This is a genomic window from Advenella sp. EE-W14 (genome assembly GCF_012923605.1).
GTDB lineage: Bacteria > Pseudomonadota > Gammaproteobacteria > Burkholderiales > Burkholderiaceae_B > Advenella > Advenella alkanexedens.
The window spans coordinates 89,731-105,604 of sequence record NZ_JAAVNG010000013.1; the positions used below are offsets into that span (position 1 = coordinate 89,731).

Below are 15,874 nucleotides of genomic sequence, written 5' to 3' on the forward strand. Positions count from 1 at the left end.
CTTATCGCTCCCGTGAGATGCGTACCTCGGCACCGCGACGCTTTACTTCCAGTCCCTCGGATTGCAAAATGCGTAAACCTTCAAGACCTTTGATATAACTGGACCCTTGCATTTGCATGACACGTATTTTATTACGCATCACGACCGGATTATGTAATGGCATGCCAAACATCCAGACCTCATCCAGGATTCTGGCCGTATTGAATTCGCCCAAGTGTTTAAGTACGGGCCCCAGGCACAACATATGTCCTTCACGCCCAAAAACAGGTACGGAATCAAGGGGACATTCAAGGCTGATGGATTGACCGCCCTCATAACGCCAGCGGGTATTCAGATCCCACCAGGCTTCGCCTTCAGGCAAATAAACCACCACCTGCCCACCCGGTTCCAGTATGGGCGCCACCAACAAGGCAGGACCAAACATGAACTGGGTATCAAACTCTAGCGCCCTGGCATCATTAGGAAAAGCCAGCGGCATCATGCGCTGAACCGGTAAACCCGTTCTGACCGAGTCTTCTATAATACCCAACACATAAGGAATAAGCCGGTAACGCAATTCAAGCAGGGTTTTGATGTGCGACTGCGTATTTTCATCGAAAGCCGTTGGCAACAGTGCCGGGTTTGCATGCAAGGAGAAACCGGCAGAAAACACCGACAGCCCCAAATAACGCAAGTACCATTCAGGATCAACAGGGCCTGACAAATGATTCGGATTACCAAGATCATGCACCTGCGTCACAATACCGCTGGCCTGAACCGACAGGGCACTGCGTAAAACCTGACTCATGGCATCCCAGTCATTGCCGGGGCATTCCAATTGCTTCCAGGGCGTACGCTGCGAACCCAGGCCAAGACTGTCATTCAACACTACCCCTTCTGCCGGTATCTTGTTACGTGAGACGGCCTCAAACAAGGCTTTTTTCAGTAACAGCGGATAAAGCGTACGCAAAAGCGGGCCCGACTCTCCGTTGCGGGCACTGACCGAATCGGGCAGCTCCACGGGCAGTTTGCACTCAATGGCACTGGCGCCCTCCTCAATGAGCTGCGCGTGTCGCTCTTGCCAGAAAAGGAAAGCGTCTTTATAGGTTAAATCCAGCAGGCCAAACGGCTGCCCGTCTGTGGCCGGGACACCGTCAAAAACCTGCGCCAGCCCTTCTTCATTGCAAAGCAGCCAGCCACGATCTTCAAGGTCGGCGAACAAAGGCGTATTGGACAATACACCCGGAAAAGTCGTTACACTGGCATACCATTGATCTTCGGCCAACTGGGCAAAATAACGCCTTGCATCGTCAAGACGTGATACATCCCATTCAAGCGCCTGCTTGTCCTGTTGAAACTGGATCAGGGATGGGTTGCCAAGTCTTAGGACATCCAGCGGCAGACCCTGCTCACGCAGTGCTTTGGCCAGATTACTTATTTCATTAATGTCCTGGCCCTTTTGCTGGACTAACCAGGCCCCCATGGCCCACAGCGGCGGTTGACCCGCACGACCGGTGAGCGCGGAATATTGATTGAATATCTCAGCGGGCTCACTGGCAAATAAAAAGAGGTCGAAGACACTATCTTCCACAAACAGCTGGTAGGTATCCGGCTCGTCCGGTGTACCTGGGGCATGCAAGACCCGGCCCAGGGCATTGACATAAATGCCCCAACCTTGAGGGCTCCAGGCCAAGGGCAAATAGTTGAAACCGGGCAAATCGGAAACGACTTCCTCACCACGACGATTGAAATCGCCAGTGGTTTCACCCAGGCCATAAACCGGTGTATTGTCAGGCAGCCCCAACATGAGGCCCCAGCTTTCTGGCTGGTCATTTCGGACTTCAGCCACAAAAGGACTAACGAATTGACTATCGGTACTTAATAACAGCTGCTCATTGCGAAACAGGGCGAGCCGGAATGGCCGGGCATGCATTTGCAGCGTAATGTCACCCTGCACAAAACGCCAACCACTTTCCTGTATGAGAGACTCGGTGCTCATTTCACCAATTGCCTCGGGCCTGGCCAACAATAACTCCTGACGAGCCCTGGCACGCGCATTCAGTTTTTCATCGTCCAGCTTGGAGGCTGGACCACAGCGCAAACGAAATACACCCGGTGCGTGTGCCTCTATGCGAAGAGTCAGGCCCGAATCCATTTCAAAAACGGCATGTGCTGAATGTGCGGATACAAATTCTAGATTATCAAGCTGGATCACGTAAGTTCTTTTTAAGTATTGCGCTTAGTGTGGCGCAAAAACGGCCACACTATAAAATGTATTATTTTGACTCATTTATAGCAAAATTAAAATCAAAACACGGATTTAGCAGAAAATTCACCTTATATATCGCCAATTTCACCTTTTAAAGCGGCAAATACAGAAAACATTTCAAAACTAGCGCGGTGAAATCGCTTTCAGCAAATCACGCTCAAGCGGAACCGGTTCGCCTTCCAGCCGGGCACCGATCACATCTCCGGCCAAACTGGACCACGTCAGACCGTGAGAGGCATAGGCGGCAGCAATCCACACGCCTTCGGCATGATCCAGTTGGCCGATCACCGGCAAACGCCCCTGCAAAACAGCCCGCATGCCCGCCCAGCCACCAATTTCATTGTTCTGGACCGCTTTTGCAAGATCGGCAGAAAGCGCCACCGGCATTTTGGCTAAAATGGCTTGCTGTCCTTGTTGACTTGTGCAAGGTGCATATTGATTATGCCTATACGTACTACCCATAACACAAAGATTGTTGACGGCAGGCAGGAAATACCCCTCGCCACCAATAATGCAACGAGGCCCGCCCTTCACAAGCCCGGCAGGCACATGCATGACCTCTCCCCCCATTGGATGAAGCGTATTCAGCTTGGGCATGGCCGGCACGACCGCTCCCGAGCGGCGGGTTTGCTGCATCAGTCCGCTTTCCTGCATGATGGACAGCGTTTGCAAACCACAGGCAACAATCACCGTATGCCCACAAGCCTGTACAGTACCATCGGCGCCCAGCAACTCCCACTGCCCGGCTTGCTCATTACACAGTAAAAACGCAACCCTGGCGGCCACGCATTCAATCGCCTCACTGTCCAGCAAGATTCGTATAAGGCCTTCCGGATTCACCAGCATTCCGGCGGAAAAATAGGCGCCCGCCCTATCGATGGGCATACCCGCCAACGCCGAGGCCCCGGCACCATCCACATTACGAACCCATTCTTCGGGAAACTGCATGGCTTTGACGGCCTCGATCAGATCCTTGGCATGGCCTTTATTGCGGCTTAACTCAAGCGTGCCACAGCGGGCAGGAATGGCCGATTCCGGAAAATCCCGCCATCGGGCATGCGCCCGTAAAGCACCGGCCCGACTTAAACGTGAACGGAAGTTGTCATCAATGGACAGCATGGGTGTCAGGGCAGCGGCAATATGCCCTTGCTGCCCAGCCGACTTGGCATGCGCAAAAGCCGGATCAAAAACCTTGACCTGCCAGCCACGAAGTGCCAAGGCATGCGCCACCCCTGAACCGGCAAGCCCACCCCCGATCACCAATGCCGTTCTGTCCCGATCAGCCCGGTAAACCGGCATTGGCCTGCCTGAACGCGCCAGCAGGGCCAGATACTTTCCCTCGTCACCCATGCGGGTTTCTCCTGCGACCAGACCTTCGATTTTCAGGGCCTGCCTCAAGAGACTTTCATCCTGCACACGACTTATCACACAAACCTGTGGCGAGGCATAACGCAACCAATCCCCATAGCTTTCTTGTGCAAGCACGGCAGGACTACAACTGTCAGCCAGGATATAGGCATCAATGGAGGCATGAATATTTTTCAACATCCGCCGTTTTTCGCCATACGCCAGCGTGATGGTCAGATTGCCCTGCTCAAGATCAATGCGATGCATACCTGGCAACACACAGGGCCATTGACTGGCCAACTCGTTGACCTGTGCCTGAACATGCCCGGGAAAAAGACACGCCCCCATTATCACGAAATCCTCACGGGAAAGCGGCTTCTCTTCAAACACCACCAGATGCAAACGCTGGCAGGGTGATGGACTTTTCTTCCAGTATTGACGCAGCAAGAGCAGATGCATGGCAAAACGCGTACCATTCAGGGCAATGGTATAACGTGCCTTGCCCTGCCATTGCAAACAGGATGACACGAAAGTTGCATACCATGCGTCAAGCTCGGAAAAACTTTCTGCCGTGACCGCAACAGCGTTATCTGTATTGGACAACATGAAGCCATTGGCTTGTGCGACCAAGCTGGCAGGATATAAAACAGGATACGTGAAAGACATGAAAGAAAGCGTTCGGGCAAATCAAAAATTTAAGTATCAGGAGCCAGGGACCCAGGAGTCACTCCTGTGTATAATTCCTGTTTATAAGGACTGAATGGGCGATTTACGATGTTAACAAAGAATTATTTGGATTTTAGCAGAGCATTGGAAGCCGGCATTACCGCAGCACATGCCGCCGCGTCAATTTTACAGGCATATGCCCATAACAGATCTGATCTGGTTATTGATCACAAATCGCGCAACGACCTGGTTTCCCAGGCAGACCGCGAAGCCGAGGCCGCAATTCTGGAGCAACTGACCAAACTAACACCAGAGTTTGGTATTGTGGCTGAAGAGACCGGCGGCAAACCCACCGGCACAGCCACCTGGTATATCGATCCGCTTGATGGCACCACGAATTTTCTGCACGGCATTCCGCATTACGCTGTGTCACTGGGATTAATTGCCCATGCTGGCACCCAACTGCAAGCCGATACCGAGCCCCTGAGCCGTGACACACCGGTTGTCTCGGTGGTATACGACCCCTGCCGGGAAGAACTGTTCACCGCCATTTATCAGGAAGGCGCCCGACTGAATGGCGAGCGGATTTACTGCTCGACCTCACAATCACTGTCAGACTCCATTCTTGGTACAGGCGTACCGTTCCGGGATTTTTCTTTTGCCGATCAATACATGCCCACCTTTGATGCTGCCCTGCATACGACTCGCGGCATACGCCGCCTGGGCGCAGCAGCTCTTGATCTGGCCTGGGTTGCCTGTGGCCGGTTTGATGCCTACTGGGAAATGGGTCTGGCTCCCTGGGACGTTGCCGCAGGCACCCTTCTCGTGCGCGAAGCGGGCGGGCAGGCCGAAGACATGTACGGCATTGATCCCTGGCCTGTTAAAGGTTATGTTGCCGCCGCCAACAAACAGGTTTTCCCCGAACTCATGGCCATGCTCAAGCCACACCTGACTGCCCCCACCATTAAAAAAGAATAAGCATGAATAATGACATAAAAGAAGAAAGCAAAGCGCCCGAAGCCGTTGCCATCATGGTACCCAGAAGACTGGATACCGAAGATGCGCAACTGGCACTGGAAAGGATTCAGGAACTGCTGAAAAAACATGAAGTAGTAGAAAACCTGGTCCGCCGACAGGAAGAAGGCGACGAACAAGCCCCTATTGTTGAAGGGCTACTAAAGCGCCAGCATGAGGTCGAGCTTGAACACTTGCTCAACCAAATGCATCCGGCAGACATTGCCTTTATTCTTGAGTCATTACCGTCTGAACAGCGTCGACTTATATGGGGCCTGGTTAATGCAAAATATGACGGCGATATTCTGCTTGAGGTTGCCGATTGGGTTCGTGAAGATCTGATTGCCTCCATGAACCGCGAAGATCTTCTGGCTGCCACCGAGGATCTTGACGCTGATGAGCTGGCCGACCTGGCTCCCGACCTTCCTGCCGATATTGTTGCCGAAGTCCAGAAAGGCCTGACTAATGAAGAAAGGGCCCAACTTCTTGAGGCCATGGGTTACCCTGAAGGCACTGTAGGTGCCATGATGGATTTCGACATGGTACGGGTACGGGAAGATGTCAGCCTTGAGGTTGTTTTACGCTACTTAAGGCGGCTTGAAGAACTTCCCGACCATACCGACCAGATTTTTGTGGTAGACCGCCAGGATCGTATCCAGGGCGTCCTGAGCCTCTCTCAATTACTGGTTAATGATCCAGAGACCGAGGTGAAAAAAGTCATGAAAACCGACTACCTTTCCCTCAAGCCAAATGAAGAAGACTCTGAAGCCGCATTAGCTTTCGAGCGTTATGATCTGGTTTCCGCCCCGGTTATTGACAAGCAAAACCGGCTGATTGGCCGGGTAACCATTGCCGAAGTCGTGGATGTCATTCGTGAAGACTCACAAGAGCAGGACTTGTCCCGTGCCGGTCTGCATGAAGAAGATATTTTCGCACCGGCAGTCAAGGCCCTCAAAAACCGCGCACCCTGGCTATTGATCAATTTATGTACGGCCTCAACGGCCTCAGTCATTGCTTCACAGTTTGAGGACACCGTCAGTCATATTGTTATTCTGGCTTTCCTGATGTCGATTGTTGCTGGCATTGGCGGCAACTCGGGCAATCAGACAATGACCCTGGTCATCCGTGCCCTTGCGGTAGGGCGCATTACCTCAAAAAATTTCCGATCTCTGCTTCAAAGGGAATGTATCGTTACATTTTTAGTTGGATTTCTTGGCAGCATAGTTGCCGCAGGTTTTGCCTGGGCTTTTTCCGGCTCACTCAAAATCGCCCTGGTCATGGCTGCAGCCATGGTTAGCAATATGCTCATTGGTGCCGTACTGGGTGTCCTGATCCCTATTGTTCGCGATAAATTTGGCAAAGACCCGGCCATGGGCTCATCTGTCATGCTTACCTTCGCAACCGACTCTTTAGGATTTTTCATTTTTCTGGGACTTGCCAGCATCTTCCTGCTGTAAGCTTGATCCTACGCAGAGCTTGGGATCAAGCAAAACCAGCACAAATTAACCATAAAAGAGGCTGAATACCGTTGAATCCGGTATTCAGCCTCTTTTCCTTCACAAACGTTTTATTTCAGTTGGCCATGGCAATGTTTATATTTCTTGCCACTACCACATGGACACGGATCATTGCGTCCGACATTGGCCATCATGTTTTTAACAATAATACCACCTGCAGAGACATCACCATTTTCATTGACTTCAGCACCCAATGCTTCGTCGAAATCAGAATGATGAAGCCTTACGTTCTGCACGTGCGGCTTGGCTGCCTCTTCCCCGGCTTGCTGGACCTGTTCGGGAGAGCGGATCTGGACAGTCATTAACACCTTAATCGTATCATTGCGGATACGCTCAAGCATACCGGCAAACAACTGGAAGGCTTCTTTCTTGTATTCCTGTTTAGGATCTTTTTGTGCATATCCGCGCAAATGGATGCCCTGACGCAGGTGATCCAGTGATGCCAGATGCTCACGCCAGTGTGCATCAATGGTTTGCAACAGGATGGAACGCTCAAACGAAGACCACTGTTCCTGCCCAACCAGTGCAACCTTGGCCTCATAGGCATTCTTGGCTGCCTCCTGGATGGCCGCCAGGATTTCTTCCTCACCAATACTGTCATCCGCCTGAATCATGGCCGTCAAAGGCACCTCTATTTGCAGCTCGGCGGCAAGCGCGGTTTCCAGCGCAGGAATATCCCATTGCTCTTCCATGGAGTCTTCGGGCACATACGTGCGCACCAGATCATTCACTGCAGCACTGCGCAATTCGGCAACCATATCCGAAATGGAGGCCTCCTCAAGCACCTCGTTACGCTGGCCATACAAGACCTTGCGCTGATCGTTGGAAACGTCATCGTACTGAAGCAGTTGCTTGCGAATATCGAAGTTGCGGCTTTCCACCTTGCGCTGTGCCGACTCGATAGAGCGGGAAACCATTTTGGCCTCGATAGGCTCACCGTCGGTACCCAGGCGCTCCATGATGGCACGCACCCGCTCACCGGCGAAAATACGCATGAGCGAATCATCAAGGGAAAGATAAAAACGGGAAGAACCGGGGTCGCCCTGACGACCGGCACGACCACGCAGCTGGTTGTCGATCCGGCGTGACTCATGGCGTTCGGTACCGATAATACGCAATCCGCCCGCAGCCTTGACCTGCTCATTAAGCGGTTTCCAGGCTTCGCGGATGCTGGCGATTTTTTCTTCTTTCTGGGCGGCCGTGAGAGAATCATCGGCACGAACCTGATTGATGGCTTTTTCTATGCTGCCGCCCAATACGATGTCGGTACCACGACCGGCCATATTGGTGGCGATCGTAATGCGCCCGGGTTTTCCCGCCTCGGCCACGATTTCCGCCTCACGGGCATGCTGTTTGGCATTAAGCACTTCATGAGGCAGTTTTTCTTTTTTCAGCAGCTCAGACAAAAGCTCCGAATTTTCGATACTGGTGGTACCCACCAGAACAGGCTGGCCACGCTCATGACAATCACGGATATCTTTAATGATCGCGGCGAATTTTTCCTGGTCATTTTTGAAGATCTGGTCGTTCTGGTCGATCCGGATCATGGGCAGGTTGGTAGGAATAATAACGGTTTCAAGACCGTAAATTTCCTGGAACTCATAGGCTTCGGTATCGGCCGTGCCGGTCATGCCCGCCAGTTTTTCATACATGCGGAAATAATTCTGGAAGGTAATGGAAGCCAGTGTCTGATTCTCATTCTGGATTTGTACACCTTCCTTGGCCTCAACTGCCTGGTGCAAACCATCGGACCAGCGACGGCCCGCCATGAATCGTCCGGTGAATTCATCGACAATAATCACTTCGTTGTTTTGCACCACATAATGCTGGTCTTTGAAGAACAGATTATGGGCCCGCAAAGCCACCATCAAATGATGCATTAAAGTGATGTTGCGTGGATCATACAAAGACTCGCCTTCGGGCAAAATGCCGGCCTGACGCAAAAGCTGCTCGGCTTTTTCATGACCGGCTTCAGACAGGTAAATTTGCTGGGATTTTTCATCTACCCAGAAATCGCCTTCGGGCTCGGGTTCCTGCGGCTTGGGCTCTTCGTTCATGCGCGTAAGCAAGGCAGGAATACCATTCATGCGAACATACAATTCGGTATTGTCTTCAGCCTGACCCGAAATAATCAATGGGGTACGGGCCTCATCAATCAGGATCGAGTCGACCTCATCGACGATCGCATAATTAAGGCCACGCTGACGACGGTCCTCGACACGGTATTCCATGTTGTCACGCAGGTAATCGAAGCCAAATTCATTATTGGTGCCATAAGTGATATCAGCACGGTAAGCGGCAATTTTTTCCTGGTTGTCCTGCTGGGGAACCACCACCCCTACACTCATGCCCAGGAAGTTGTACAGGCGACCGTTCAACTGCGCGTCACGACGGGCCAGGTAATCATTAACCGTTACCACATGCACACCTTTGCCACTTAAGGCATTCAGGTAAACGGGCAAAGTACTCATGAGGGTTTTACCCTCACCGGTACGCATTTCCGCGATTTTACCGTTATGCAGGGCAATACCCCCCAACAGCTGCACATCAAAGTGACGCATGCCCAAAATCCGGCGAGATGCCTCGCGGGTAACGGCAAAGGCCTCGGGAAGCAAGTCATTCAGACTTTCTCCCTTTTCGAGACGGGCACGAAATTCAGGTGTTTTGGCTGAAAGTTCTTCATCGGAAAGCGCCGAGACTGTTTTTTCCAGCGCATTGATTTTTGCCACTATTTTGCGATACTGTTTGAGTATGCGGTCGTTACGGCTGCCAACTAGTTTTTTAAGTATAGAAATCATTCTTATTTTGCAATATAAGCTTGGATTTTCGCAGGCGCTGCCCGCCAAACCGGTCCAATGTGGTTAGTCAAAATTTTTACTCTAAGCCAGTAGTTTAACGCATACCGGTTCCGCTTGTAACGCCAGAACGCAAACTGCCTCCAGCTTTTCCGCCAGAACCCAGTTGCGCCCCAATAACAGCCGCACTTGCCTTGCTGACCGTGTCAAGCAATGAATTCTCGGCAACCGCCGTTGCCGGAGCCGTTGAGGTTTGCTTCAGGAACATAAGCGGATCAACCGGATTGTCGTTGACACGGACCTCGAAATGCAAATGCGACCCCGTTGAGCGCCCTGTGGAACCTACCCGGCCAATAATTTGTTTTTTGGAAACCAGGTCACCTTTTTTCACCAACAGCTTGGACGCATGGGCATATCGGGTTACCACGCCATTGCCATGATCAATATCTATGGAGTTTCCATAAGCGCCGTTATAACCTGCTTCCACAACAAGGCCGGCCGAGGAGGCATAAATCGGGGTACCGGTGGGTGCCGCAAAGTCGGTGCCTGAATGTAAATGATATTTTTTTCTGATAGGATGGTGACGCCAGCCATAGGCGGATGAGATACGGGCTGCCGTCATGGAAACCGGTAAAGCGGAAGGAATACGACTACGATCGGCATTACGCGTATTAAGCAGCAGCTCCATGGTTCTGAAACCATCATTTTGCATTGAAATCTGTTGTTTGAGCATATCCAGCTCACGACCGATTTCCTCGGCTGACATGATCGTGTCATTGGTAATCAGATCATCTTCAAAAGAAAATGACTCATCCGACTCTTTTGCCGCGGGCAAAATGGCTGCCGCCTCGGGGGATTTGAGCAGACCTGCCGTACCGGCCACCCGGGTACCCAGTTTTTCCAGGCTTTCGACCCGGGCACGCAACTCACCCACCTGGGTGGCCATGAAGTTGACGCTATTACGGATAAGCGCCTCATCGCGGGCGGAAGGTTGCGTATTGGTGACCAAATGGCTATTATTTTCCTGGTTAAGAGATTGAGCGCCCCAATATCGCTCTAGCATTGCACCACTGGCTACTGCAACACCCAAAACCAGGACTGACATGCTGAATGTCCAGATTTTCCTGCTGGACTGCCTGTATCTATATGAACTTTCTGATAAAAAAAGATCTTTTCTACGCTTTCTAAACATTTTACCTATCTACTGTCTATGTCCCTGTTTCGTAAATATTATAAAAACAAAAACCATGCCACCCATCGCCAACAAAGCAATGGGGAAAAGACTGCCCTGGGCTGGCTTAAGGATGATGAGCAAAAGGCGAACATCCTTAAAACAGCCAGTTATTACCTGGACATACAAAATACAATCCTGGCCAGTTTACATGATCCGGTTACCCAGGCATGTAAAATCCTGAAGTTCGATAACGGAACCCTGGTCATTGCGGTACCCAGTGCCGCCTACGCGGCAAAGATACGCCAACTTACACCAAGAATCAGCCAGCTCCTGATGAATCAGGGCTTGAACGTCAATGAGGTTCGCATCAGAATACAGGCCAACCTGTACCAACCCGAACCGCAGGCCCGGGCTCATACTGAAAACAGGGCTATTTTAAACCAATCTGCACTGGATGCCTTTGATAAATTGCATAAAACCCTGCCGGAAGGCGAATTTTCTGATACCATTGCCCGAATTTTAAAGCGAAGAAAAACCTAAGCCAGACGCCAGTCACGGCTAACAGCATCGGCTGCGGCCGCCTGTGAGTCATAAGTGACGATTTCCCAGGCATCTTCCTGGGCCAACAAAGCACGGCACAGCTTGTTATTCAGGCCATGACCCGATTTACAGGCCACATAACGGGCCAGCAAAGGTTTACCAATCAGATAAAGATCACCGATGGCATCAAGGATTTTATGCTTGACGAACTCATCATCATAACGCAGACCATCGCTGTTAAGAATTCGATAATCATCCATGACAATGGCGTTATCAAGACTGCCGCCACGGGCCAGACCCATAGAGCGCATGGCCTCGACATCGCTGGCAAAACCAAAGGTACGGGCGCGGGCGATTTCCTTCGTGTAAGAATCACGGGCGAAGTCCACTTCGGCAAAACTGGCCGTTGAATCAATGGCCGGATGTTGGAAATTGATTGAAAACGCCAGCGCAAAACCTTCATAAGGCTCAAGGCGGGCCCATTTGGCATTCTCACCCTCGCCTTCACTCACCTCTACCGTTTTCAATACTTTAAGAAAACGTTTGGGTGCATTTTGTTCAACAATACCGGCAGAGCGCAACAAATAAACAAAAGTCCCGGCGCTGCCATCCATGATAGGCACTTCTTCGGCATTCAGGTCTATATGGATATTATCTATTCCCAAGCCGGCCAGGGCTGACATTAAATGCTCTACGGTAGAGATACGGACGTTGCCATTTTGCAGGACTGAAGCCATACGGGTATCGCCCACCTTGTCTGCCAGGGCGGGAAAATCAATAACCTCAGGGGTATCAATACGATGAAAAACAATACCGGTGTTTGCCTCGGCAGGACGCAGGACGATTTCCACGCGTTCTCCGGAGTGGACACCGACACCCGTTGTTTTAACTAGATTCTGAATTGTTCTTTGTCTGAGCATAAGTGTAATATCGCAACAAGGCCAAAATTTACCTTTTATAAAAGGCCATTTTACCTTGAAATGACATGCCAAGTTATTGATTTGACAAAAAGGTGTTTCAATCGAAAACAAAAAAGAAACGGCTTGGGGAAACCGTTTCTTTTAATGGATGGAAACTACTAAGCTGATTTCCATCCGGAGTTGGTACTGCCTTTTTGTTGGTTCTGCTTTTTATTAATCGGCCTGTTTGCGTAAAAAGGCAGGAATATCGTAGCGTTCCATACCTGATGTTTCAAGCGCCCTTACCTGATCGGAGGCCGCCTGGCTGCGAGCACGAGGATTACGGAATACCGGTGGGGTATCCAGATTGAACGCTTCAGTCTGGTTCTCAACCGCATTCAAATTCAATACCAGATCATCGGTACCTGTACGCACATTCTGGTTTACATTATGCACCAATTCAGGCTGTTTGCGTCCGAGACCCGTGGCAACCACGGTAACACGCAGGCTGTCACCCATGGATTCATCAAAGGCACTACCAAAAATGAAGTGAGCATCTTTGGATGCATAGCTGCTAATGATTTCATTGATCAGCTTGGTTTCCGTCATTTTCAGGGAACGGCTGGCGGTTACATTAACCAGGATACCGCGCGCGCCATTCAGGTCAACACCTTCGAGCAGCGGGCAGGCAATGGCCTGCTCGGCAGCTACCCGGGCGCGATCCTGGCCGCTGGCGACTGCCGTACCCATCATGGCCTGGCCGTATTCGCCCATCACCGTCTTGACGTCTTCGAAGTCGACGTTGATATCGCCCTGGACATTAATGATTTCTGCAATACCTGCGCAGGCATTGTACAGAACATTGTCGGCCTCCTTGAAGCACTCATCCTGGGTCGCGTCTTCGCCCATCAACTCATACAATTTTTCGTTCAGGACCACAATCAGGGAATGTACATGCTTGGCCAGCTCGGCAATACCTTCTTCCGCCGACTTCATGCGACGGGTTCCTTCAAACGAAAACGGCTTGGTCACCACACCAACCGTCAAAATACCCAGCTCCTTGGCCACTTCCGCTACCACAGGACCAGCACCGGTTCCGGTACCACCACCCATGCCGGCAGTAATGAAAACCATATTTGCGCCATTCAGGGCGGCCCTGATTTCTTCACGCGCAAGCTCTGCAGCAGCACGACCCTGCTCTGGCTTGGCACCGGCACCCAGACCGGAATTACCCAAACGAATTTGCACGGGTGCCTCTGTAGCAGTGAGCGCCTGGATATCGGTGTTGGCGCAGATGAAATCCACACCCTTAATACCTGAACGCATCATATGCCGCACCGCGTTGCCACCTGCTCCACCTACACCAATCACCTTGATAACAGTACCGCTGCTATTGCTGTCATCTAATATTTGAAAACCCAAATCCATGTTAACCAACTCCTATAATCCAGATAAATATCGAAAATTCCCCAATTTTCGGAAATCATTTAAAAAACAAGGCCAAAGCAATTCCCGCATTTGTCTTTTAAATAACCCCTGGATGATGTTCATCACCCTTTTGCAGGGTTAACCCCTGCAAAAATACGTTTTAAGCATAAAAAAATCACGTAATCCTTTAATTATGCTTATATTTTAATTCATAAACCACTCTTTCATGCGTAAAAAGATCGATTTAAATCCTCCTTTTTGTTGCATGGTCTTGCTACCTCTGAGGCGTTGCACACGCGCTTCGGTCAACAAACCCATCACGGTTGAAAACCGTGGATTGCGAACCACATCGGCAAGGCTTCCCCGATACTCGGGAACCGCCACCCGAACCGGCTTGAGAAACACATCCTCGGCCAATTCAACAATTCCCGGCATCAGCGATGTTCCACCAGTCAGTACAATCCCTGACGCCACCAGATCCTCATAGCCGGAATCCCTGACCACCTGCTGCACCATCATGAACAGTTCCTCGATACGAGGTTCGATAACCGCCCCCAGCGTTTGCCGCTTGACCTTGCGTACATCGCGGTCACCCAGGCCTGGCACTTCGATCAATTCCTCAGGATTGGCAAGGGATTGTTTGGCAATGCCAAAACGCAACTTGATGTCTTCAGCATCGGGCGTGGGTGTCCTGAGCATGGCCGCGATATCACTGGTTACCTGGTCTCCGGCAACAGGCAAAACGGTGGTATGACGAATGGCGCCACCAGTAAAAATAGCCACATCGGTTGTACCACCGCCAATATCCACCATGACCACGCCCAACTCTTTTTCATCATTGGTCAGGGTAACCATGCTGGATGCCAGCGGTTGTAAAATGAGGTCCTGCACTTCCAGTCCGCAGCGTCGGACGCACTTGACAATATTCTGGGCGGCACTGACCGCACCTGTCACAATATGCACGCGCACTTCCAGCCGTATACCGCTCATGCCAACCGGCTGCCTGATATCTTCCTGGTTATCAACAATGAATTGCTGGGTCAGGACATGCAGTACCTGATGATCAGTTGGAATATTAACCGCCTTTGCGGTTTCAATAACCCGTGCCACATCGGCCTCGGACACTTCCTTGTCTTTGATGGCCACCATGCCACTGGAGTTGAAACTGGTAATGTGATTGCCGGCAATGCCCGTATAAACTTCCCTGATTTTGCAATCAGCCATCAACTCGGCCTCTTCCAGAGCACGCTGGATGGAGTTCACGGTTGAATCAATACTGACAACAACCCCTTTACGCATTCCCTTGGACTCATGCTGCCCAAGCCCAATTACTTCAAATCGCCCGTCTTCAGGCAACGCTTCGGCAACTACCGCAACAACTTTGCTAGTACCGATATCCAACGCAACAATTAGGTCCTTAAGGTCACGACTCATTTTTTCTCTTTACTATCAACTGGTAGCGTATTATCCACTGGAGCATACGTTAAGGCAAAGCCCTTGGTATAACGAAGATCCACCTTGTTTATTTTCCTGCCTTCGATACGGTTTTGTAATACCGGCCATGCACGCACAAAACGTTCGATGGTCGATGCGAAAGAGACGGCCCCCTGCCCCCCGTGCGGATTGACGGCATCAGCACCCGGGTCCCTTCCCATTACCAATTCCATATCATTACTCAATTCTACACGCCATGCATAGCGATCGCTAAGCGTTATTTCATTAACACCCAATTTTAATGGCGCCAGCCAGCGAACCAGCTCGGCATACCGTTGCACCACCAGTCGCTCAGAACCATCTGGCCCATTGAATTGCGGCAACTCCGATTCGGAATTCAATTCAGCCTGGTTTGCTGAAAACAGCTCACCCCATGTATTGATCATCTGGTTTTCATTCCAGAAAGCAAAGGGCTCATGCTCTTCTATTTTAAGCGATAAGCCATCCGGCCAGACACGTCGCAGATGCGCCTGCCTGACCCAGGGAGAGGTCTCAAAAATCTTCTTGGTCTCACCAAGGTCAATCGTAATAAAATTGCCCTTGAGTTTACCCGCAATGGTTGCCTGAATGCTGGCAGGCGACACGTAATTGAGCACCCTTCCGTTCACCGGCTCGATGGTGATGCGGGACAGATTGAACATGGGGCGATGCGCAAGCCAATAGATACCCCCCGCAATCAAAATGATAACGGCCATGACTGCAATAACGTTTGCAATGAGGTTGGTTGCACGGGCATTATTCAGCACTGTTTA

At 51.0% G+C, this 15,874-nt stretch carries 11 protein-coding genes; 3 read left to right on the plus strand and 8 right to left on the minus strand.

The genetic code is table 11. From position 1 onward, the window contains the following. Position 1: 1 nt before the first annotated feature. Both HCX92_RS12845 and mnmC read right to left on the minus strand, forming a co-directional pair. Complete coding sequence (locus tag HCX92_RS12845; RefSeq protein WP_169295387.1) at positions 2 to 2,134, minus strand: glycoside hydrolase family 31 protein; 2,133 nt, start codon at positions 2,132 to 2,134, stop codon at positions 2 to 4. A gap of 237 nt (positions 2,135 to 2,371) precedes the next feature. Further along, positions 2,372 to 4,261, minus strand: coding sequence for an FAD-dependent 5-carboxymethylaminomethyl-2-thiouridine(34) oxidoreductase MnmC (mnmC, locus tag HCX92_RS12850; protein WP_169295354.1), 1,890 nt, complete (start codon positions 4,259 to 4,261; stop codon positions 2,372 to 2,374). A 108-nt stretch (positions 4,262 to 4,369) separates the two neighbouring features. Here mnmC and HCX92_RS12855 point away from each other — a divergent pair, with 108 nt between their 5' ends. Then, positions 4,370 to 5,239 carry an inositol monophosphatase family protein gene (locus HCX92_RS12855; RefSeq protein ID WP_169295355.1) on the plus strand — a complete coding sequence of 290 codons (870 nt, stop codon included), beginning with the start codon at positions 4,370 to 4,372 and terminating at the stop codon, positions 5,237 to 5,239. A gap of 2 nt (positions 5,240 to 5,241) precedes the next feature. Next, positions 5,242 to 6,732: a magnesium transporter gene (gene mgtE, locus HCX92_RS12860; protein WP_248290059.1), complete on the plus strand. Its 1,491-nt coding sequence runs from the start codon at positions 5,242 to 5,244 to the stop codon at positions 6,730 to 6,732. Between the two features lie 110 nt (positions 6,733 to 6,842). On the opposite strand, the gene secA is transcribed toward mgtE, so the two are convergent. Next, a complete protein-coding gene (secA, locus tag HCX92_RS12865; RefSeq protein WP_169295356.1) occupies positions 6,843 to 9,590 on the minus strand; it encodes a preprotein translocase subunit SecA in 2,748 nt (915 codons plus the stop codon). A 94-nt stretch (positions 9,591 to 9,684) separates the two neighbouring features. After that, positions 9,685 to 10,692 carry a M23 family metallopeptidase gene (locus HCX92_RS12870; RefSeq protein ID WP_169295357.1) on the minus strand — a complete coding sequence of 336 codons (1,008 nt, stop codon included), beginning with the start codon at positions 10,690 to 10,692 and terminating at the stop codon, positions 9,685 to 9,687. 105 nt (positions 10,693 to 10,797) lie between these two features. Here HCX92_RS12870 and HCX92_RS12875 point away from each other — a divergent pair, with 105 nt between their 5' ends. Continuing rightward, positions 10,798 to 11,301 carry a DciA family protein gene (locus HCX92_RS12875; protein WP_169295358.1) on the plus strand — a complete coding sequence of 168 codons (504 nt, stop codon included), beginning with the start codon at positions 10,798 to 10,800 and terminating at the stop codon, positions 11,299 to 11,301. Here HCX92_RS12875 and lpxC read toward each other — a convergent pair. From lpxC to HCX92_RS12895, 4 genes are all read right to left on the minus strand, one after another. Beyond that, the gene (gene lpxC / locus HCX92_RS12880) at positions 11,298 to 12,221 is read right to left on the minus strand and encodes a UDP-3-O-acyl-N-acetylglucosamine deacetylase (protein WP_169295359.1); all 924 of its coding nucleotides are present in this window, start codon (positions 12,219 to 12,221) and stop codon (positions 11,298 to 11,300) included. The genes HCX92_RS12875 and lpxC overlap by 4 nt on opposite strands. 213 nt (positions 12,222 to 12,434) lie before the next feature. Then, complete coding sequence (gene ftsZ / locus HCX92_RS12885; protein WP_169295360.1) at positions 12,435 to 13,628, minus strand: cell division protein FtsZ; 1,194 nt, start codon at positions 13,626 to 13,628, stop codon at positions 12,435 to 12,437. A gap of 204 nt (positions 13,629 to 13,832) precedes the next feature. After that, entirely contained in the window at positions 13,833 to 15,062 is a 1,230-nt protein-coding gene (ftsA, locus tag HCX92_RS12890) for a cell division protein FtsA (RefSeq protein WP_169295361.1), read from the minus strand. Continuing rightward, positions 15,059 to 15,868, minus strand: a complete 810-nt coding sequence (locus HCX92_RS12895) for a cell division protein FtsQ/DivIB (RefSeq protein ID WP_169295362.1) — start codon at positions 15,866 to 15,868, stop codon at positions 15,059 to 15,061. The genes ftsA and HCX92_RS12895 overlap by 4 nt, the downstream gene beginning before the upstream one ends. Positions 15,869 to 15,874: the final 6 nt, after the last annotated feature.

Excerpts from the sequence above, each read along its gene's own strand:
- HCX92_RS12845 (WP_169295387.1), bottom strand. The coding sequence starts at position 2,134 with ATGGATTCGGGCCTGACTCTTCGCATAGAGGCACACGCACCGGGTGTA.
- mnmC (WP_169295354.1), bottom strand. The coding sequence starts at position 4,261 with ATGTCTTTCACGTATCCTGTTTTATATCCTGCCAGCTTGGTCGCACAA.
- HCX92_RS12855 (WP_169295355.1), top strand. The coding sequence starts at position 4,370 with ATGTTAACAAAGAATTATTTGGATTTTAGCAGAGCATTGGAAGCCGGC.
- mgtE (WP_248290059.1), top strand. The coding sequence starts at position 5,242 with ATGAATAATGACATAAAAGAAGAAAGCAAAGCGCCCGAAGCCGTTGCC.
- secA (WP_169295356.1), bottom strand. The coding sequence starts at position 9,590 with ATGATTTCTATACTTAAAAAACTAGTTGGCAGCCGTAACGACCGCATA.
- HCX92_RS12870 (WP_169295357.1), bottom strand. The coding sequence starts at position 10,692 with ATGTCAGTCCTGGTTTTGGGTGTTGCAGTAGCCAGTGGTGCAATGCTA.
- HCX92_RS12875 (WP_169295358.1), top strand. The coding sequence starts at position 10,798 with ATGTCCCTGTTTCGTAAATATTATAAAAACAAAAACCATGCCACCCAT.
- lpxC (WP_169295359.1), bottom strand. The coding sequence starts at position 12,221 with ATGCTCAGACAAAGAACAATTCAGAATCTAGTTAAAACAACGGGTGTC.
- ftsZ (WP_169295360.1), bottom strand. The coding sequence starts at position 13,628 with ATGGATTTGGGTTTTCAAATATTAGATGACAGCAATAGCAGCGGTACT.
- ftsA (WP_169295361.1), bottom strand. The coding sequence starts at position 15,062 with ATGAGTCGTGACCTTAAGGACCTAATTGTTGCGTTGGATATCGGTACT.